22 protein-coding genes and 1 tRNA gene are annotated in these 18,554 nt (G+C 69.3%); 11 read left to right on the forward strand and 12 right to left on the reverse strand.

Annotated elements, in window-relative coordinates; translation table 11 throughout:
- The first annotated feature begins 1 nt into the window (after position 1).
- From OG989_RS10215 to OG989_RS10235, 5 genes are all read left to right on the forward strand, one after another.
- A complete protein-coding gene (locus OG989_RS10215) occupies positions 2-622 on the forward strand; it encodes a Na+/H+ antiporter subunit E (protein WP_442791948.1) in 621 nt (206 codons plus the stop codon).
- Positions 619-882, forward strand: a complete 264-nt coding sequence (locus OG989_RS10220; protein ID WP_089002241.1) for a monovalent cation/H+ antiporter complex subunit F — start codon at positions 619-621, stop codon at positions 880-882. The genes OG989_RS10215 and OG989_RS10220 overlap by 4 nt, the downstream gene beginning before the upstream one ends.
- Positions 879-1,241 (forward strand): monovalent cation/H(+) antiporter subunit G, encoded by a 363-nt coding sequence (mnhG, locus tag OG989_RS10225; protein WP_151453966.1) that lies wholly within the window; start codon positions 879-881, stop codon positions 1,239-1,241. The genes OG989_RS10220 and mnhG overlap by 4 nt, the downstream gene beginning before the upstream one ends.
- Before the next feature lie 109 nt (positions 1,242-1,350).
- Positions 1,351-1,923, forward strand: a complete 573-nt coding sequence (locus OG989_RS10230) for an RNA polymerase sigma factor (protein WP_327030367.1) — start codon at positions 1,351-1,353, stop codon at positions 1,921-1,923.
- Positions 1,920-3,002, forward strand: a complete 1,083-nt coding sequence (locus OG989_RS10235; protein ID WP_327030368.1) for a hypothetical protein — start codon at positions 1,920-1,922, stop codon at positions 3,000-3,002. The genes OG989_RS10230 and OG989_RS10235 overlap by 4 nt, the downstream gene beginning before the upstream one ends.
- Before the next feature lie 76 nt (positions 3,003-3,078).
- Here the strand turns inward: OG989_RS10235 and OG989_RS10240 are convergent, their stop codons facing one another.
- Positions 3,079-3,348 (reverse strand): MmyB family transcriptional regulator, encoded by a 270-nt coding sequence (locus OG989_RS10240; protein ID WP_327030369.1) that lies wholly within the window; start codon positions 3,346-3,348, stop codon positions 3,079-3,081.
- Between the two features lie 323 nt (positions 3,349-3,671).
- On the opposite strand from OG989_RS10240, the gene OG989_RS10245 reads away from it, so the two are divergent.
- Entirely contained in the window at positions 3,672-4,454 is a 783-nt protein-coding gene (locus OG989_RS10245; protein WP_327030370.1) for an SDR family oxidoreductase, read from the forward strand.
- A 134-nt stretch (positions 4,455-4,588) separates the two neighbouring features.
- On the opposite strand, the gene OG989_RS10250 is transcribed toward OG989_RS10245, so the two are convergent.
- Positions 4,589-4,855, reverse strand: a complete 267-nt coding sequence (locus OG989_RS10250; RefSeq protein WP_132231774.1) for a helix-turn-helix domain-containing protein — start codon at positions 4,853-4,855, stop codon at positions 4,589-4,591.
- A gap of 74 nt (positions 4,856-4,929) precedes the next feature.
- On the opposite strand from OG989_RS10250, the gene map reads away from it, so the two are divergent.
- Positions 4,930-5,748: a type I methionyl aminopeptidase gene (gene map / locus OG989_RS10255; protein ID WP_327030371.1), complete on the forward strand. Its 819-nt coding sequence runs from the start codon at positions 4,930-4,932 to the stop codon at positions 5,746-5,748.
- A 131-nt stretch (positions 5,749-5,879) separates the two neighbouring features.
- Here map and OG989_RS10260 read toward each other — a convergent pair whose 3' ends face one another.
- A complete protein-coding gene (locus OG989_RS10260; RefSeq protein WP_327030372.1) occupies positions 5,880-6,842 on the reverse strand; it encodes a DUF817 domain-containing protein in 963 nt (320 codons plus the stop codon).
- 271 nt (positions 6,843-7,113) lie between these two features.
- Positions 7,114-7,941 carry a M23 family metallopeptidase gene (locus OG989_RS10265; RefSeq protein ID WP_151453971.1) on the reverse strand — a complete coding sequence of 276 codons (828 nt, stop codon included), beginning with the start codon at positions 7,939-7,941 and terminating at the stop codon, positions 7,114-7,116.
- Positions 7,942-8,658: 717 nt separating this feature from the next.
- Here OG989_RS10265 and OG989_RS10270 point away from each other — a divergent pair.
- Positions 8,659-8,731 (forward strand) — tRNA-Arg (locus tag OG989_RS10270).
- Between the two features lie 198 nt (positions 8,732-8,929).
- Here the strand turns inward: OG989_RS10270 and OG989_RS10275 are convergent.
- Positions 8,930-9,310 carry a hypothetical protein gene (locus tag OG989_RS10275; protein WP_327030373.1) on the reverse strand — a complete coding sequence of 127 codons (381 nt, stop codon included), beginning with the start codon at positions 9,308-9,310 and terminating at the stop codon, positions 8,930-8,932.
- Between the two features lie 132 nt (positions 9,311-9,442).
- On the opposite strand from OG989_RS10275, the gene OG989_RS10280 reads away from it, so the two are divergent.
- Positions 9,443-9,946, forward strand: coding sequence for a hypothetical protein (locus OG989_RS10280; RefSeq protein ID WP_225852079.1), 504 nt, complete (start codon positions 9,443-9,445; stop codon positions 9,944-9,946).
- Positions 9,947-10,337: 391 nt separating this feature from the next.
- Here OG989_RS10280 and OG989_RS10285 read toward each other — a convergent pair whose 3' ends face one another.
- Both OG989_RS10285 and OG989_RS10290 read right to left on the reverse strand, forming a co-directional pair.
- Complete coding sequence (locus OG989_RS10285; protein WP_151453743.1) at positions 10,338-11,750, reverse strand: PD40 domain-containing protein; 1,413 nt, start codon at positions 11,748-11,750, stop codon at positions 10,338-10,340.
- Positions 11,747-12,250, reverse strand: a complete 504-nt coding sequence (locus OG989_RS10290; RefSeq protein ID WP_327030374.1) for a SigE family RNA polymerase sigma factor — start codon at positions 12,248-12,250, stop codon at positions 11,747-11,749. The genes OG989_RS10285 and OG989_RS10290 overlap by 4 nt, the downstream gene beginning before the upstream one ends.
- Positions 12,251-12,861: 611 nt before the next feature.
- On the opposite strand from OG989_RS10290, the gene istA reads away from it, so the two are divergent.
- Positions 12,862-14,091 (forward strand): IS21 family transposase, encoded by a 1,230-nt coding sequence (gene istA / locus OG989_RS10295; protein WP_327027810.1) that lies wholly within the window; start codon positions 12,862-12,864, stop codon positions 14,089-14,091.
- Positions 14,091-14,879: an IS21-like element helper ATPase IstB gene (gene istB, locus OG989_RS10300; protein WP_091404255.1), complete on the forward strand. Its 789-nt coding sequence runs from the start codon at positions 14,091-14,093 to the stop codon at positions 14,877-14,879. The genes istA and istB overlap by 1 nt, the downstream gene beginning before the upstream one ends.
- 322 nt (positions 14,880-15,201) lie before the next feature.
- On the opposite strand, the gene OG989_RS10305 is transcribed toward istB, so the two are convergent.
- The 5 genes from OG989_RS10305 to OG989_RS10325 form a co-directional block, all read right to left on the reverse strand.
- Positions 15,202-15,615 (reverse strand): DUF4259 domain-containing protein, encoded by a 414-nt coding sequence (locus tag OG989_RS10305; RefSeq protein ID WP_327031142.1) that lies wholly within the window; start codon positions 15,613-15,615, stop codon positions 15,202-15,204.
- Positions 15,515-16,033, reverse strand: coding sequence for a contact-dependent growth inhibition system immunity protein (locus OG989_RS10310; RefSeq protein WP_327030375.1), 519 nt, complete (start codon positions 16,031-16,033; stop codon positions 15,515-15,517). The genes OG989_RS10305 and OG989_RS10310 overlap by 101 nt, the downstream gene beginning before the upstream one ends.
- Before the next feature lie 278 nt (positions 16,034-16,311).
- Positions 16,312-16,620: a hypothetical protein gene (locus tag OG989_RS10315; RefSeq protein ID WP_151453745.1), complete on the reverse strand. Its 309-nt coding sequence runs from the start codon at positions 16,618-16,620 to the stop codon at positions 16,312-16,314.
- Between the two features lie 984 nt (positions 16,621-17,604).
- Positions 17,605-18,129 carry a flavin reductase family protein gene (locus OG989_RS10320; RefSeq protein ID WP_132231728.1) on the reverse strand — a complete coding sequence of 175 codons (525 nt, stop codon included), beginning with the start codon at positions 18,127-18,129 and terminating at the stop codon, positions 17,605-17,607.
- A 4-nt stretch (positions 18,130-18,133) separates the two neighbouring features.
- Positions 18,134-18,505, reverse strand: coding sequence for a VOC family protein (locus tag OG989_RS10325; RefSeq protein WP_132231726.1), 372 nt, complete (start codon positions 18,503-18,505; stop codon positions 18,134-18,136).
- Positions 18,506-18,554 lie beyond the last annotated feature (49 nt).

Here is an 18,554-nt window from a genome sequence, read left to right on the forward strand (position 1 = left end):
GATGAGCCCGCCGAAGCCCGTCGCGCCGGCGAACCCGCCGCTGACCCGCACGGCCCTCCGGCGCAACCGGATCGTCGCCGTGACCGGGCTGACCGGCGTCTGGGTGCTGCTGTGGGGCACCCTCTCCTGGGCCAACCTGATCAGCGGGCTGGTGCTCTCCGTCGTGCTGCTGGCGGTCTTCCCACTGCCACCGGTGACCTTCGCCGGACGGATCCGCCCCGTGCCGCTCGCGCGGTTCTGGGTGCGTTTCCTGCGGGACCTCGTGGTCGCCTCCGCCCAGATCGCCTGGCTGGCGGTGCGGATCGGGAAACCCCCGCTCAGCGCGATCATCGCCGTGCCGCTGCGGGTCAACACCGACCTCAACCTCACGCTGACCGCCGAGGCGCTGTCCCTGGTGCCCGGCAGCCTCATCATCGAGGCCGACCGGACGACCGGCACCCTCTACGTGCACGTCATCGGCGTACGCAGCCGCGAGGAGGTCGAGCGGTTCCGGCAGGGCGTGCTCGACCTCGAAGCGCGGATCGTCGCCGCCATCGGCTCGCCCGACGAACTGCGCCGCGTGACGCAACCCCACGCCGCCGGCCCGTCGGAGCCGGCCCACCCGGAAGGGGTACCCAGATGACCGTCGTCGCCGTGACCGTCGCCGCGCTGCTCGCCGTGGCCGTCGGGCTGACCCTCGTCCGCATCATCCGCGGACCGTCCATCCTCGACCGCGCCGTCGCGACCGACGTCCTGCTCGCCGTCGTCGTCGCCGCCATCGCCACCGAGGCCGCCTACAGCCGCGACGCCACCGCGCTGCCCGTGCTGGTCGTCCTCGCCATCCTCGGGTTCGTCGGCTCGGTCAGCGTCGCCCGGTTCGCCGCCCGGAGGAACGACAAGTGACGCTCGACGCCGTCCTCGACGTCGCCGCCGGCGTGTGCCTGATCGCCGGCGCGCTGCTCTGCGTCGCCGCCGGGGCGGCGCTGCTGCGCTTCCCCGACCTGCTCGCCCGGATGCACGCGGCGGCCAAGCCCCAGGTGCTCGGCCTGCTGCTCGTCCTGCTCGGCTGCGCGCTGCGCCTGCGTACGGGCGTGGACATCACCACCCTCGTGCTCGTCGGCGCCTTCCAACTCGCCACCGCGCCCGTCGCGGCGCACATGGTGGGCCGGGCCGGCTACCCGCACGACGAGATCCGCCGCGACCTGCTGATCACCGACGAACTCGCGCCCCACCTGGACCGCATCAGCTCCGGCCGCTCCTGACCGGAGGGCCCCGGCAGTTCTGCGAGGGCCGGCCGGGACGACTCGCGGGAACGGATCGAGGCCCATTCCGGGCCGGGGCCGTCACGATCGGCGTCCGACCGGACATGGAATGGACGTGACCTCCGCGACCGAGCACGAGGACCATTTCCGACGCGTCTACGCCGACGGCTTCGAGCCGCTGCTGGCGTACGCCCTGCGGCGCGTCGAGCATCCCGAGGACGCGGCCGACGTGGTCGCGGAGACCTTCCTCGTGGCCTGGCGGCGCAGACACGAGATGCCGACGGACGCCGAGACCCGGCTGTGGCTGTACGGCGTCGCCCGGCGTGTGCTCGCCAACCACCACCGCAGCGGCAGACGCCGGCAGCGGCTGGGCGAGCGGCTACGGCAGGGGATCACGGCCGCGATCGCCGCCGACCCGGGCAGTGAGGTGCCGGAACGGCTCGCCGTCCGGGCCGCGCTGGCCCGCCTGTGCGAGCTGGACCGGGAGGTGCTGATGCTGACCGTCTGGGAGGGCCTGGAGCCCCGTGAGGCGGCCGCGGTCCTCCGGGTGAACCCGGCCGTGGTCCGTACCCGCCTCTCGCGCGCCCGGGCCAGGCTGCGCGACCTCGTCCGTGACGACCCCGACCCAGCCGGACATGTACTCGACGTCCTGACCGCACCCACCCCGAAGGAGGACCGATGACCGAGGAGCACCTCGACCGGATGGTTCGAGACGCCGACCCCTACCGACCCGATGTCGTCGGGCACCTGGACGGGGCGAAGCAGATCCTCCTGGAGGAGATCATGTCCGAGCCGAGGCTCGAACGCGTCGTCGAATCACCGCCACCACGCTCCCGCGTGGGCCGCGGCACGGTCCGCCGCTTCGCCGGCGCGCTGACCGCCGCCGCCGTCCTCACCGGTGTCCTCGTCGTCTCCACCGTGTTCCGAGAGCATCCGGACGACAGCCAGTCCCCTCCCACGGACGCCGCCAGCGCGGGCGCCCCCGTCGTCTACTCGCCCGTGGCGATGAAGGCCGCCGAGGGGAACCCGCGGCTGCTCATCGACCAGCCGGGCTGGAAGGTGACCACCGTCTACGGGTTCACCGAGCAGCAGGGCACCATCGCGTTCAGCAACGGCGGGCGCCAGTTGGAGATGAACTGGTACCCGGCCGCACAGTACGAGGGCTACCACGCCGACCGGCGCAATGTCAGCCCCCCGAAAGCGGTGCGGGTCGACGGCTGGCCGGGTGACCTGTTCCGCTACAGCGCCGACGACTTCGCGGTCATGCTCCGCCCCCGCGACGGCGTCTTCGTCGAGCTCCGTACCGGAGGAGGCTGGAGCCGGGACGAGTTCGACGAGGTCCTCGCCGCCGTCGTCCGTGTCGACGTACGCACCTGGCTGGCCGCGCTACCGGCGGAGATCGTCACGCCCGCGCGGGTAAACGAGGAGGCGGCCAAGGTGCTCGCCGACGTGCCGCTTCCGCCGAACTTCGACCCCACCGCGCTGGGTGACGTCGGCACCAACGACTCCTACCAGTTCGGCGCCCAGGTGACCTCCCGGGTCGGCTGCGCATGGATTGCCGAATGGCTACGCGCGAAGCGGGTCGGCGACGACGCCGCTCTCCAGCGCGCCGGCGACGCCCTGCGCAGCAGCCACAACTGGCGGGTGCTGCACCAGATGAACGACGAGGGCGACTGGCCGGAGGTGTTCTGGGAGATCGCCGACAAGGTCGCCGCCGGGAACCCGCCGCCCGCGTACGCCCAGGGGTTGGGCTGCGACTGAGCACCTCGGCCGTTCCGACGCCGGCACTCGCGCAGCGTGAGTGCCGGCGCGGCCGAACGTCCAGGTCGGGCTGAAACTACTCGGTGGGCAGTTTCCGCGCGGTGGTGTCCGATTCCTGGGAGGCGGCCCAGGAGGCGAGCAGGCGCAGCGCGTCCTCGGACGGTGAGCCGGGTTCGGCGGCGTAGATGGTGAGGGTGAGGCCGGGTTCGGCGGCCATCTCCAGGCCCTCGTAGGCGAGGGTGAGGTCGCCGACGATGTGATGGTGGAACCGTTTCGCGCCGGTGCCGTGGTGGCGGACGTCGTGGGTTCCCCACCGGGTGCGGAACTCGGCGCTGCGGGTGGACAACTCCGCGCCGCCCGACAGCGACGGCGCAACAGCGCGGGAGGGTGCAGGGCGGTCCCACCGTCACCATCGCTGACGCCGGCTGGCACCGCGAGCAGATTCAACACCCGGCTAGAGGGAAGCCAGCCGGTGGCCCCGCAGCTTCCGCACCGGGCTGCGAGGCCATGACGAGCGCCCGCGCCAGCAGGGCGCTGCCTCGCCCCTGGCCGAGCACCACACCGAGGAGCAGTACCTGATCGCGAACCAGCACCACGCCTGACAGCCACCCGCCGGCACCCACGAGGGCACGAGCCGGCGCCACCGACCCCGACGACGAGGAGCAGACCATGACCGCCACGGGCAAGACCGCCGACTACGAGGGCAAGGTCGCCTTCGTCACCGGCGCGGCCAGCGGCATCGGCCGCGCCACCGCACTGGCGTTCGCCCGCGCCGGTGCCAGCGTCACCGCCGCCGACGTCTCCGAGCCAGGCGTCCGGGAAACCGTGCGCATGATCGAGGAACTCGGCGGTCGGGCGCTCGCCGTCCGGTGCGACGTCACCTCGTCCCAGGACGTGACCGCCGCCCTGGCACAGACCGTCGAGACGTTCGGCCGCCTCGACGTCGCCTTCAACAACGCCGGCGTCGAGCAGCCCGTCACGCCCACCGCCGACATCACCGAGGACGACTGGGACCGGACCGTCGCGATCAACCTGCGCGGCGTGTTCCTGTGCATGAAGCACGAGATCCCGCTGCTGCTCCAGCACGGCGGTGGCGCGATCGTGAACACCTCCTCCGGCGCCGGGGTCGTCGGTATCGCGGGACAGGCCGCCTACACCGCCGCCAAGCACGGCGTCGTCGGGCTCACCAGGTCCGCCGCCCTCGACTACGCCCGTTCCGGCGTACGCATCAACGCCGTCTGCCCCGGCATCGTCGCCACCGAGATGATGGACCGCTTCACCGGCGGCACTTCCGAAGGACGCGACCGCGTCATCGCCCAGGAACCGATCGGGCGCATGGGCACCGCCGACGAGATCGCCGCAGCCGTGCTCTGGCTCTGTTCGGACGCCGCGGCCTTCGTCATCGGCCACGCCATGGTCATCGACGGCGGCCAGACCGTCGGACCGGCATGAGCCCGAGGCCATGGCCTTGATGGACCCGCGAGGTGATGACGACCCGCCCCGAGCCGGCGCCGTCCGGCCGCAGCGTTCCCTCCACGGGCGCGGTTCCCGCTCCGTCAGTCATCACCGCCTTGAGCGGCTGGTCCCTAGGAAGCCTGGCGGACGGGCATGTCGGCCCGCCAGACGTCGGCCAGGTCGCTGAGCGGGACGTCGAGCGCCTGACTGAGGCCGACCACGGTGCCGAACGCCGGTGCGGGAAGGCGGCCCGCCTCGATCTTGCGCAGCGTCTCGGGGGAGATGCCGGCTGCCAGGGCCACCTCGACGAGGCTGCGGCCCGCCCGCGCGGCCCGGAGGGCGGCTCCGAGGCGCTGGCCCGCTGCGATCTGTTCGGCGGTGAGTGGTTGGCGAACCATGCCAGCAGGATACCCCCGGAGCATCCCGACCTGGCGTGGTATAAAAATACCGCACAGGGGAGAGGGAGGCTGTCGTGATCGAGCTCAAGTCCGCCGAGGAGATCGACCGGATGGCGGTGACCGGCCAGTTCGTCGGCGAACTGCTCGCCGAACTGCGCGACGTCGCCGCGGTCGGCGTCAACCTGATGGACCTCGAACACCACGCCCGCCGCCGGATCAAGGAACGCGGCGCCGAATCCTGCTACTGGGACTACGCCCCTTCGTTCGGCCGCGGCCCGTTCCGCAACGTGCTGTGTCTGTCGGTCAACGACGCGGTGCTGCACGGCCTGCCGCACGACTATGTCCTGCGCGACGGCGACCTGCTCAGCATCGACATGGCGGTCGGCATCGACGGCTGGGTCGCCGACTCCGCGCTCTCCGTCGTCGTCGGCACCCCCGACCCGGCCGACCTGAAGCTGATCGAGGCCACCGAGGTCGCACTGGAGGCCGCCATCACCGCCGCCCAGCCCGGTGGCCGCCTCGGCGACATCTCCGCCGCGATCGGCGAGGTCGCCCGCTCCTACGGCTACGGCGTCAACGCCGAGTTCGGTGGCCACGGCATCGGCCGCACCATGCACGAGGCCCCGCACGTGTCCAACGACGGCCGCCCCCGCCGCGGCCTGAAGCTCAACCCCGGCCTCACCATCGCCATCGAGCCCTGGTTCTGCCGCTCCACGGACAAGATCAAGTTCGACAAGGACGGCTGGACGATCCGCTCCGCCGACGGCTCCCGCACCGCCCACTCCGAACACACCGTCGCCATCACGGCTTCCGGCCCTCAGGTCCTGACCCGCCGCCTCACTCAGGGCGCCGCCTCGGCCGGCCCCGCCACGAAGTCCGCCACAGCCTCCTGACCCACTGCCCGCCTCGGGCGTCAGCGGATATCGACGGGACGGCGGGCCGGGGCTGCGCCGACGGCTCTCGCGGACGACGGTCCCGCTGACGGCTCTCGCCGACGACGGTCTCGCTGGAAGCTGAGACCTGGTCAGGATTCAGAGCGCCTGACGTTCCGCCGCTCCTGCTGGCCGGCCGGCACCGGGTCGAGCGCTGTCTCATCGGCCCGTCGGGGCGGCTGCCGGTCGTCGGGCGGTTGCGGCGGCGAGATCCAGGTGACCAGCACGACCGAAATGATCATCAAGAGAAACCACGACGTCAGCTTTGTCAGCGAGACCGGATGCCATCCGCCCACTTGGCTCGGGTAGAGCCAGGCGTTCGACCAGGTGGCGATGTTCTCCGCGAGCCAGATGAAGAAGGCGACGAGGAGGAAGGCCAGCAGCAGCGGTATCCGCCACCGCACCCGGAATATGCGGAAGTGCATGACACAGCGCCCGAACACGAGTGCGACGAGCGCGACGAGCAGCCACCGCAGGTCCTGCACGTAGTGGTTGGCGAAGAAGTTGAGATAGATCGCAGCCGCCACCACGGCCGTCGACCAGCGCTTCGGGTAGCGCGTGAAGCGCAGGTCGAACAACCGGTTCACCCGGACCATGTAGGAGCCGACCGCGGCGTACATGAAGCCGCTGAACAGGGGCACCCCGCCGAGCCGGAGCACGCCGTCGGGCTCGTAGGTCCACGAACCGATGTGGGTCTTGAACAGCTCCATGAGCGTTCCGACGAGGTGGAACAGGACGATCACTCGTAGCTCGCGCAGGGTCTCGAGGCGGCCGGCCACCATCGCGACCTGGATGGCGACGGCGGCGACCGTGAGGGCATCGTTGCGGGCGAACGCTGCTTCGTCCGGATACCACAGGTGCGCCGCGCAGATGACCGCGAGCATGGCAGCGCCAAACACACATGCCCATGCCTGTTTGAGCCCGAAGGCCAGGAACTCGGTCAGCCACCCGGCCGGCCCGTGACGCGGCAGCCGGGCCAGCGCGACGCGCAAGCGGGCATCGATCGCGCGTTCGGCCGAGGTGAGCGAGGCCGGTTCGACGGGGACGTGTCGCATCGCCCGAGGTTAGTGCTCTCGAAACGGCGACATCCGCGCCGGCGGCACGCGGATGGCCCACACGATCGCGACTTGCCGGACGGCGATGACGGCAGCAGCCGGCGGCACTGGAAGACCTACTGTGTTTCGTCGAGTGGGCCGCAGGACGGCGGTTCGTCTGGGTCGACGACGAGATGGCCGACGCCGAACGGACCTGGGTGGCGACGCACGACAACGCTGCCGTTTTCCTGCACCGCGTGTATCCCTGGCCGCCGTGACGCGTCAGGCCAGATCAGCCGATGCCGTCGACCGCGGCCCTGAGTGCATTGATCGACGGGTCCCAGCTGAAGTTCAGGACGGGGAGGCCGGAAGCGCCGGCATTGCTGTCGCCACCAAGGACCACCGCCCGCGGCTTGCCGGTGCCCTGGGGAACAACGAGGTACCAGTTGCCCTTCACATTCGCGATGAACACTTCATCTACCTCCTGGTCGGACGGGTTCGGGTTGGCGACGTCTCCGACGTAGTTCTCGAAATCCACCGTCGCGCGGAAATTCGTCGGACTGCCGGTGTTCAGCCAGAGACTCGTATGCACATGCGGCCCGACACCGCGGTCACTGCCGTTCGCCGAGGCGCCGGAGTACGCGATCGTCTGGCCTCGCGACACACGTTGCCCGGTCGAGACGGCGATCGTCGACAGGTGCAGGTGCCGGGTGTAGTTGCCATCATCGTGGGCCATCCCCACGACGCGCCCGGTCGCGGTGGAGGTGTCGGTCTTCACGTAACGGATGGTGCCGTTCGCCGCGGCCTTGACGGGAGTGCCGGTTCCGACCGCATAGTCGGTGCCCGGCTCTCCCGAGGGCGGCGTCCGGTTCCGGTGGTCTTGCCACGAGCTCGAGATCCGGACGTTTCCGCACGGCCTCTGATAGCTGCCGGCAGCCTGAGCGGAGCCGGGCAGCAGAGCAAAGGCGGCCGACACCCCGGATGCCGCCAACGCGGCGCCTGTGATGAACCCCCGTCTCGAAAGTCCACGCAGATAGGCGATGCCACCGAGATCCTCGGGCGGCAGATCGTGGCTGACACCCTGAGGAGGGTCAGGGCGAGGCTCCTCGCTGAGGATCATCGATGCAACCTAAGGCTACTTCCGTTGGAGGGCAAGGGTTTCCCTGCGATCGCTTTGGGGCGTCACGCGAGCCCTCTCCGTGAAGTAGCCAGGCCAGGGCATGCGTCTTCGTAGGTCACATTGCGCGTCGGTCGCTTCCAGGAAGATCGCCGGGTGGACCGGGCCGGTTGCTGCGTGCTTGGGCGACGCCCAGCCACTCGCTGCGCTGACGGCGGACCCGGCTGCGGCGATACCCGCCGTGCACCGCCCCGGTTGGTGGTGGATCAGACAGCGATCCCGACCCGGGTGCGGCTGTGGCCGGCTTGGTCAAGAACGTCGCGCTCCACCGGGCGACCAACGACTCGGAGGTATGCGGTGCCAGTGGGGTCGCGGCCAGCGCCAGGTGTGGGACCACCCCGTTGTTGCCTGCCTGTGCAGGCGGCGGCGCACGCGAGGATCTTGGCAGCGAGACGCGCCGGTGCGTACGCGGGCGGGATGGCTCGTAGTTGAATGTCGTTGATCTTCGATGAGGTGCGCGGTGTGTGCTCTCCGGCGGGTGCCAACATGGGCGAACCGGTGCCAGTGTGGGTCACCGCTGCCGACCATCGGCCGCAACCGGGTTCGTGTGCTCCGGGTGTAGTCCTGGGCTGGGAGAACGGCGGTCCGAGAAGCGTGGGTGAACGTGGGCCACGCCCTGCCACCCAGGTGAACCCTCAGGTCGCTAGACTAGGCCCTCGCGCCCTCGTAGCTCAGGGGATAGAGCATCGGTTTCCTAAACCGTGTGTCGCAGGTTCGAATCCTGCCGGGGGCACCTCGAAGATCAGCCAGAACGCCATCTGAGCAGCGGATACGTTCGTGCGTCGATCGATCGACCTGTGCAACCGGATGCCACCCGAAGCCGCCGTTCGTCGCTGCCCACGGACTATTCACGGATTGATCTTGGCTGCGTTTTCCCAGGTCGCGCCGGCTGTTTCCGCCAAGATCCGGACTGGTGAGGACACCTCGCAGACTACGCACCCGGACCACCCAACGCGGCCTCGATCTGCTCGTTGACCGTCGCCTCCTGGCCGTCGATGCACTTGGCGTACACCTTCAGCAGCACGTCCACGGAACTCCGGTGCAGGTGGTGTCCCCGCTGGCCAGGCGGCCGTACGACCCTACGGCACGCGGCGGTGTCGCTGCGGCTGAACTCCGGTGTTCCGGCAATCGACGTCGCCGCCCGTGCGGGGCACTTCAGCGCCAGCCCTCGCGCCGCCTTCCACACCCGCGAGTATGTCGACGCGGCCACCACGTTTCCCTTGTCGCTGCGGAACAACCGACCATCATCGGCGGCGCCGAACCGGTTGACGTGTCGCCGCAGGATCCCCACCAGCTCCGGCGGGATCGGCACGACCCGCGACTCCGCCCCGCCCGGTGCTTCAACCCACGCGGTCGTGCACCCGCTGACCAGGCGTACCGGACACATCACGACAGCCGAGAATGATCTCCAAAACTGGCGATCTGGCGCTGCTATGGTGCGGCCGTGCCGGATCCCGTGACCGTTGCCGCTCCACTTCGCCCGCTCCTGGGTCGACGACTGCTTGCGGTGACCGAGGCGCGGCACTGGTTCGACGACAAGCCGGCGACGGGAACTGACGGCCTGCTGCATTTCTGGCTGCACTTCGAGGGAGCGCCAGCCATCATGGCTCACGGCTGCGGTGAGCTGCTGAAGCTCACAGAGGAAGATCCCTACTCGTCGTACGATATGCAGGAGTACGGGCGGACCGCAGTTGGGCCGGTCCAACTCACAGACCTGCTCGGCGAGGTCATTGGACAGCACCTCGTTGACGTAGGGCTCCTCCAGGGATACAGCACGATTCCGGCTGTCGGTGGGCTCCTGCTGCGCTTCGACCGGACCGAGCTGCTCGTCGCGACCCTGGCGGACGAATGGGTCTGCCAGCCGGGGCCAATCCCGGACGAACTCCGCCAGTACCTGTCGCTCATCGGTTGGCTGAATAGCTCCGCGCCCACTGCCGAAGGGCAGTGACGGCGGACGCTGTGGCCTACCGAGGTCGCGGACTATTTACGGACTGATCTTGCCCACGGGGTGGCATACGTGACTCATTGCAGCAGATCAGAGGGCCGTATGCGCATTGAGCCGTACTCCATTCCTAACCCTGATCAAGACGCGCTGCGGACCGTTCTGCGGGCGCCTCCGGCCGTCCTCAGACGCCCGCAGCCCGTCATCCGGAAGTCAGCGGATTCTCAGCGAAAGCCGTACCCCGTGGCAACTATCGATCATGCTCGACGGCACGACCGGTACGTCTGACCACGCGGTACGGCACTTGACCACACTCGCCACTACGTCAGGTCACTTTCCCCGAAGGGGTCGTCCATCCGTGAGCGGTCTTCCGGCTCGGGTGAAGATCCGCCAAGCTCTACTCAATCTTCCAACCTTTGCGATCAAGAACATCCACCCGCCCGCGCGCACGCCTGACACGCCGGGCGTCGAGCCAAAGTGCTATCCGTTCGCGACAGCGGTACGCGGCGATGCCGGTCACCAGGACGGGGATGAGGATGGTCCAGAACCAGAATCGGGGGCCCACGCGGGGCGGGCTTGCCTCACGGGTGCGGCCGCTGCGGATCACGTCGTCGGAAACGTCGATCGCGACGACGTCCCTTGGGGCGGTGAGCAGGGTGGCGGGAGCGTCCGCGCCACGACCGAGGGCCAGCACCCGCACCGTGCCGACGTTGCCGTACGCCAGTCGTTGCTCCATCTCGAGGGGCCGGTCGAACGCGGCCGGAGCGTGGGGTGCGGGCTGGTAGGCGACGACCCACGCAGTCCCATCCACCGCCCAGCCCAGCAGCCTGATGGCGGTCACACCGGAGACGGCCGGCGTGCCGGTCGCGCCGAGGTCCCTGCCCGTGGCCGCGTCGATCCGCCACAGGCTCCAGCTGTCGCCGTCCCGCCGGGTGACCGTCAGCGTCCTACCGTCGGTGCTCCAGGCACCCTTGCCGGCCAACTCCGTGTCGGACGCGAGGGTGAACGAGGAGAGCCGCCGGCCGTCGAGGTCGGCGACGGTGACCGTCCGCCCGGTTTGGAAGGCGAGCCGTGCACCGTCCGGGGCGAACGCGATCGGGGACCCGTGCCCCTCGTGATCGTCGGCCAGCCGGGTCCGGCGGTCGCCAGTCAGCCAGACGATGCTGAGCACCTGCCGGTAGGCGCTGCGCTCCGGGTTGGCCGGCACAGTGTCTCGGACGACCAGCGCCCGCCCGTCCGGCGACCAGCCCGCCGGTTCGGCCATGGCGGTGCCGGCGACGCCGCTGGTCACGGTACGGCTGCGCCCGGTCACCAGGTCGACGATCTCCACTCGGGTGTTCGTGAAGCCGACTGATGTGAAGGCGACGCGGCGACCGTCGGGAGACAGCACCGTGTCCTCGCCGGCTTGAGCCTCGATTTCGCCTTTGATGATCCGGTAGCGGTCGGCGTCCGCGCCGACGACCGCGATGATGCTGCCCTCGTCGCCGTATGTCAGGCGCGGGGCCTGACCGGTGAAGATCACCGAGGCGGGACCGAGGCGCGGTCGATCGGTGGCGTGCAGGCTGCCGAGGGGCGGCACGCCGACCCGGTCGGGCAGCGCGGCCGCAGCTTCGGCCGCCGGGTCGACGGCGGGGGTACCCGCCAGCGGCAGCGCCGCCCCGGCCAGCGCGACCAGCACCAGCGCCGCCGCGGCCGCGAGGGCGGTACGGCGGCGGGAGCGGCGGGCGGTGGCGAGCGCCCGTTCGTAGACCGGGTACGCGGGAACGTCGGCCGCCGCTGTGTGCAGCGACTCGCGTAGTCGGTTGGTCATCGCGGAATCCTCTCCGCCGCTGGGTCGACCAGGTTGGGGGCGATGGCGCGCAGCCGGCGTACCGCATCGTGGCCGTGCCGCTTCACCGTGCCGACGGAGCAGCCCAGCACCTCGGCGACCTGCGTCTCGGTCAGGTCCTCGTAGAACCGCAGCACGACCACGGCGCGTTGGCGCGGGGTGAGTTGGCGCAGCGCAGCCGCCAGGGTGAGCCGCAGGGCGGTCGTGTCGGAGTGGTCGTCGCCGGGTTGGTCGCTGGGCTCCGGGTCCAGCCGTTCGGCGAGGCGGCGGCGCCGCCACCAGGAGACCTGATGGTGGTACATCACCCGCCGCACGTAGGCATCCGGGTCGCCGCTGCGGATGCGCCGCCAGTGCTGGTACGTCTTCGCCAGCGCGCTCTGCAGCAGATCCTCGGCGAGATGGTGATCACCGGTGAGCAGATAGGCCGTCCGGGACAACGCTGGTGAGCGGTGCGCCACGAACTCGTGGAACGTCTTGGTCATGCCCACCCCCTCGTCAGGTAAGACGCCTCCCGTCGCCACAATGGTTGAGGCCGGGCACGGTGGCGCACCGTCGCGCCTGACGCTGGTCAGCCGGTGAAACCGCCGTCCACGTCGACCACCGCGCCGGCCAGCTCCAGCCTGCTGGCGGCCTCCGGCCGCATCGGCTGGGCAGGCTGGCCACCTCAAATTTCTGCGCCCGCAGCAACGCCTGTGTGACCATCTGCGGTGGAGACCTGGACTCACGCTGGCAAGCAGTACGAGGTTGTCTCCCTCTACTGCCTGCCTGAAGAGGCCTGGTGCTACGAACTGGGCAAGCTGTGTGGAGCCCCAGGGGCCGGGCCACATATCGCCTTCGCCATCCCAGACGCAACGCCGTACGGGGGACCTTTCACGCCGCAGCCGGCCCGCCTCGCCGTAGTCCACGTTGACGAAGGCCAAACACCCTGGCCGGTCCTGCGCCGGTTCCTCGACCTGTCCGCACACCCGACGCCTCTCCGAACAACGGACCCTTCGTGCCCGAGGCAGCCGACCGCGTCACTCTTGTCGGCTCCGCCTGAAAACTGACCCCGTGGTTCCGGCTGAATTTTGACCCCTTCCGGAAGCATCGGGAGGTGCTGAGCGTGGAGGACTGGGCGGAGATCCGTCGGTTGCACCGGGCGGAGCGGATGGCGATCAAGGCCATCTGCCGTCGGCTGGGGGTGTCGCGGAACACGGTGCGCAAGGCCTTGGCCAGTCATGAGCCGCCTCGTTATCAGCGGGCGGCGAAGGGTTCGATCGTGGACGCGGTCGAGCCGCAGATCAGGGCGTTGTTGGCGGAGTTCCCGGACATGCCGACGACGGTGATCATGGAGCGGGTCGGGTGGACCCGTGGCAAGACGGTGTTCGCCGATCGGGTGCAGCAGCTGCGGCCGTTGTTCCGCCGCCCTGACCCGGTTCAGCGGACGGAGTATCTGCCGGGAGAGCTGGCGCAGTGCGACCTGTGGTTCCCGCCGGCGGACGTGCCGTTGGGCTTCGGGCAGGTCGGCCGGCCGCCGGTGCTGGTGATGGTGTCGGGGTATTCGCGGTGGCTGTCAGCGGTGATGATTCCGACCAGGCAGTCGCCGGACCTGCTGGTCGGGCACTGGATGCTGATCTCCGGCTGGGGTCGGGTGCCCAAGGCGTTGGTGTGGGACAACGAGTCTGCGGTCGGGCAGTGGCGGGCCGGGCGGCCGCAGTTGACCGAGGCGATGAACGCCTTCCGCGGCACCCTCGGCATCAAGGTGATCCAGTGCCGGCCGGCGGACCCTGAGGCGAAGGGCCTGGTGGAGCGGGCCAACGGCTATCTGGAGACGTCGTTCCTGCCCGGCCGCCGCTTCGCCTCACCTCAGGACTTCAACGCGCAGCTCACCGACTGGCTGGTGCGGGCGAACAACCGCCAGCACCGGATGCTGGGCTGCCGCCCGCTGGACCGGTGGGACGCCGACCGGGCCGCGATGCTGCCATTGCCACCGGTTGCGCCGGTGGTCGGCTGGCGGCAGACCACCCGCCTGCCCCGCGATCATTACGTGCGCTTGGACGGCAACGACTACTCGGTGCACCCAGCGGTGGTCGGCCGGCGGGTCGAGGTCACCGCCGACTGCGACCACGTGACGGTGCTCTGCGACGGCCGACCCGCGGCCCGGCACGACCGCTGCTGGGCAAGCCATCAGAGCATCACCGATCCCGCCCACCGGCAAGCCGCCGCAGACCTGCGCGTCGCTGCCCAACACACCCCGACGACCGCCGTCGACGCCCAGGTCGAACGCCGGCCGTTGAGCGACTACGACCGCCTGTTCGGCCTGGACGTCGAGGTGGCTGCGTGATGGCCGCCAAGACCAGCCGCAACGTCGCCTCGGAGATCGCGTTCCTCACCCGCGCCCTCAAGGCGCCGTCTCTGGCTGCCTCAGTCGAGAGGTTGGCGGAACGGGCCAGGACCGAGTCCTGGACGCATGAGGAGTTCCTCGCCGCCTGCCTGCAACGCGAGGTCGCCGCCCGCGAAGCCCACGGCGGGGAAGGACGCATCCGGACAGCGAGATTTCCGGCCCGCAAGAGCCTGGAGGAGTTCGACTTCGAGCACCAACGCTCTCTGAAGCGGGAGACGATCGCTCACCTGGGAACCCTCGACTTCGTGGCGTCGAAGGAGAACGTCGTCTTCTTGGGCCCGCCCGGCACCGGCAAGACGCACCTGTCCATCGGCCTCGGGATCCGGGCCTGCCAGGCCGGGCATCGGGTCGCGTTCGCCACCGCAGCCCAGTGGGTGTCCCGCCTCGCTGATGCCCACCACGCCGGTCGGCTGCAGGACGAGCTGGTCAAACTCGGCCGGATCCCGCTGCTGATCGTCGACGAGGTCGGCTACATCCCCTTCGAAGCAGAAGCCGCGAACCTGTTCTTCCAACTGGTCTCCAACCGCTACGAACGAGCCTCACTGATCGTCACCAGCAACAAGCCCTTCGGAAGGTGGGGCGAAGTGTTCGGCGACGATGTCGTCGCCGCAGCCATGATCGACCGCCTCGTCCACCACGCCGAAGTGATCTCGATGAAGGGCGACAGCTACCGGCTCAAAGACCGCGACCTCGGCCGCGTTCCCGCAGCCACCAAGACCAACGACTGAACATCAACAACCAGCGAGGGGGTCAACATTCGGCCGGAACAGAGGGGTCAAAGTTCGGCCGGCGTTGACAACTCTGACGGTCCACGGCACCTGGACCATCCCTTGGCCGCCATTCCGTCGCTTCATTGCAGCGATTGAGGCGTCCGGCGACATCGTGGGAGAACGGTCGGGACCGGACGGGCCAGAGCCGTAGCGGCCATATCGATTGCGTCGCTGCTCGCTCACCGTCGCGGGGCACACGTGCGAGAAGCGTGTCCAGACGGTCAGCAGCAGCCATGATCGGGCACCATGACGCCGCAGCTGAGCAGGCGTTCTAGGCGGATCAGGTCAGTCGAGAACGATCTTCCAAAGTGCAGCTGCACTCCGGCGTCATGCGTAGGTGTATCGCAGCAAGCAGGAAGTCCGGTGCGCACGGCGAGGTTATCGGGTCTCCGCCGGGCATGTGAGACGCCACGATCGCTGCCGCAGCGATGGCCGAGACGGCCTCGTCATGCTCGAGGTATCCGGTGTTGAGGGCGGCCGTTGTCAGGGCAGCGCGAACCATTGCCGACCGCGCAGACGGATCGGCATCGTGGAGGTCACCGCACCAGTCGGCGGCAGTGTCGTTGTCAAACGGATCGATCGGGCGATGATGGCTACGGCCGAGCCAGTCGGGGCAGGCCAGAGGCTCGGAGGTGACCCGGCCCGTACTCCATTCCTGAACCGTGTGTCGCAGGTTGGGATCCCGCCGAGGCACCTCGAAGATCAGCAAGGAAGCGCGCCATGGCGTCGCGCAGCTGCCAGTTCGGGTCACGCGGCCTGAGGTCAGGTTCGGAGAACGGGGGGCCGGCAACGAGTCGAGCCACAGTCGAGGCCAGGCGCTTCCGTTCGGCTCGGAAATTCGACCACGCTGAGTTTGATAGCCGCAGCACGTTGAAGAGCAGGTCGCCCGGATAGTAGTCACCCTCGGCCAAGGGATCGCGGAGCAAGACTTGCACCGCGAGAGGCAGCAGGGCCGACACCCCGATTTGCTGACCGAGCATGATGCGCAGGTCTTCGACCGTGAACTCTGCTACCGGCTTGCGCCGCAGCTCGGTGCAGCGTCGGACGAGGAAGGTGCTGTCCGGGTCGGGGTCCGGCCATACCTCCCGCTCAAGCTGCTCGATGGTCGTCACGGCGGCCAGGGTAGTCAGCCTTGTGCCCACGTGGGCGGCTGTTTCGCGCTGCTCGACGGCACGGCTCGTCGAACCAGATAACGATCTTGTTGGGGTGGCGGCGAGAAAAGCGGTCCGGGAGCGGAGTGTCGGACGACCAGCGAACGCACCGCGGCGACGTTGTGCGTCTTGCGGACGAGCTGGTACGTCCTCCGCGCCCCGGGCAGATCGCCGACGACCGGAAGGAGTGCGCCTGGTGGTGCCCGACGAACTCCTTCCGGCGATCGGCGAGGGGTGGCTCAGTTGAAGGTGTAGCAGTACAACTGCACGTTGGCGGTGTAGTAGTAGTCGCTGACCTTCGTGCTGCTGCTGTAGGTCGTGCGGCAGTCGAGGTAGGTGTTGAAGCCGCCCATCTGGGCCTTCCACTTGGCGTCGTTCTCCGCCGACCAGATGGCGAGCGAGGCGGAGGATCCCGAGCCGTAACCCGTGTACCAGCCGACTGCGTTGGCTCCAGCGTCGGCGGACGCGGGAGCCGCACCCGTCAGCAGGGACACCGCGGTCGCGCCGGTGACGGCGGTGGCAGCGAGGATCTTTCGAATCGCGCGCATTGAAGCTCCGTTCTGTTCGAAGGGATGCCCTGAGCCTGCCACGAGAATCAACCACTGTCAATTAAATCGCGCCTGGTGTTGACGGTTGTTAAATCGTTCGTGGGGCGCGAGAGCTGTTTCGAGGATGTCGTCTGCTACCCCCGCCCAGGTAGACGGCTTGAGGCGGCGTTCGTGCCGCGATCCAGGCGGTCACATCTGCTTTCAGGTCGGTGAGACTGCGCCGGGCAAGCCGACGTGGTTGCGGTAGGTTGGTTCGCGGAACCAGTTCGCCCAGGTTCAGCCACGACGAGTAGTTCGGGGTGAAGTTCAGGTGGAACTGGCGTGCTCAATGAGTCCCTGCTGGATGGCGGGCTGGCGTATCTGCCCAGCATGATATGTGGTTCCAGTTCGGTCCTGGCCCGCCCGGTCGATGGTGCGGAGGAAGCGCACAACTCCCTGGTCGCGGCGTATGCGCTGGGTCTGGCCGATGGGCCACGTCCACCGCGGCAAACAGGTCGGTGGTGCCGTGGCGGACGTAGTCGATGGTCACGGTCCGTCAAATTGGGCCAATCCCAGAGGGCGCGACCTTGGGGCGGCGCGGGCCGGTTAGTAATTGGTCGTTCGACCTGGCGCACCATGCTGTTGTTGGCTGCGATCGAGGTGGTTATGGCGACCGGTGCGGGGCGATTTGCCGAGTCGCGGTCGAGCCGCCCATGGGCGTTGGACCATTGGCAGCTCGCTCTTGCCCTAATGGCTTGGAGCGCCTTCCGTGGCAGCAGGTGATAGGCCCGCACGAGGCGTGCGTCGTGCGGTATTCCTGACCGGGCTGGTTGTCGCAGGTTCGGATCCTGGCCGGGCGAAGGGAATTGGCCATGACGCGACAGTGCTCGTCCCGAAAGGGAGGGGCTCGTTTGTCTGGTTGCCATCCCCCTGTACTCCGTCGTCGTACCCGAATCGCGGCCCGCGCGGCGCGGGGCGGCGGACGCCGCCGGGTGGGGTGGGCCTTTACGCGGCCGACACCGCCGGGGGCACCGGCGCGATCGACCGGTACGACCCGTGGAGATAGAGCAGCGGCGCCTTCGCCGGATTCAGTGGGCCGTACGACACCGCCTCCCCGATGACCACCGAGTGGTCGCCCTGGTCGGAGAGGTCGCGTACGCGGCAGTCGAAGTAGGCCAGTCCCTCGCTGAACACGAGGCAGCCGGTGGCCGGCGCCCGGTGCACCCGGACGCCGGCGAACGCGGCCGCGCCGGAGGGCCGCCGGGCGTCGGCGAACCAACGGGCGACGTCCCGTTGGTCCGCCGCCAGCACGGTGACCGCGAAGATGCCGGAGTCGCGGATCTGGGTGAGCAGTCGACTCCGGTGCTTCAGGCAGGTCAGGACCAGGGTGGGGTGCAGTGAGACGGTGGTGAACGAGTTGACCGTCATCGCCAGCGGGATGTCGTCGTACACGCTGCTGACGATGCCGACGCCGGTGGCGAACGCCCCGGCGGTACGGCGGAACTCCACTGCCCGGTCCTGGTTGGTCATGGCGTCAGTCCTGACCCCAGACCAGGCAGAACGGGTGTCCCACCGGGTCGGCGTAGACCCGGAAGCCGTGGTTGCGGCTGCCGCCGCCGCGCAGCCGGGTGGCGCCCAGCCGCAGCACCGCTTCCTCGGCCTCCTGGATGTCGTCCACCTCCACGTCGAGGTGGGCCTGCTGCGGGAAGGCCGGATCCGGCCACTGCGGCGGCTGGTAGTCGGCGACGCTCTGGAGGCAGAGGCGGGGATGCCCGTCCGCGCCCTTCAACGTCACCCAGTACCCGTCGCTGTCGGCCCACTCCAGGCCGGTCAGCTCGACGTAGAACTCCGCCAACTTCTCGGCGTCCGGACAGTCCAGCACCACCGAGTGCAGTCGACCGATCATCCGACCTCTCCCGTCATCGTCGTACGCGCGATGACCGGCGCCCCCGGTC

It is taken from the genome of Micromonospora sp. NBC_01740, assembly GCF_035920365.1.
GTDB lineage: Bacteria > Actinomycetota > Actinomycetes > Mycobacteriales > Micromonosporaceae > Micromonospora > Micromonospora reichwaldensis.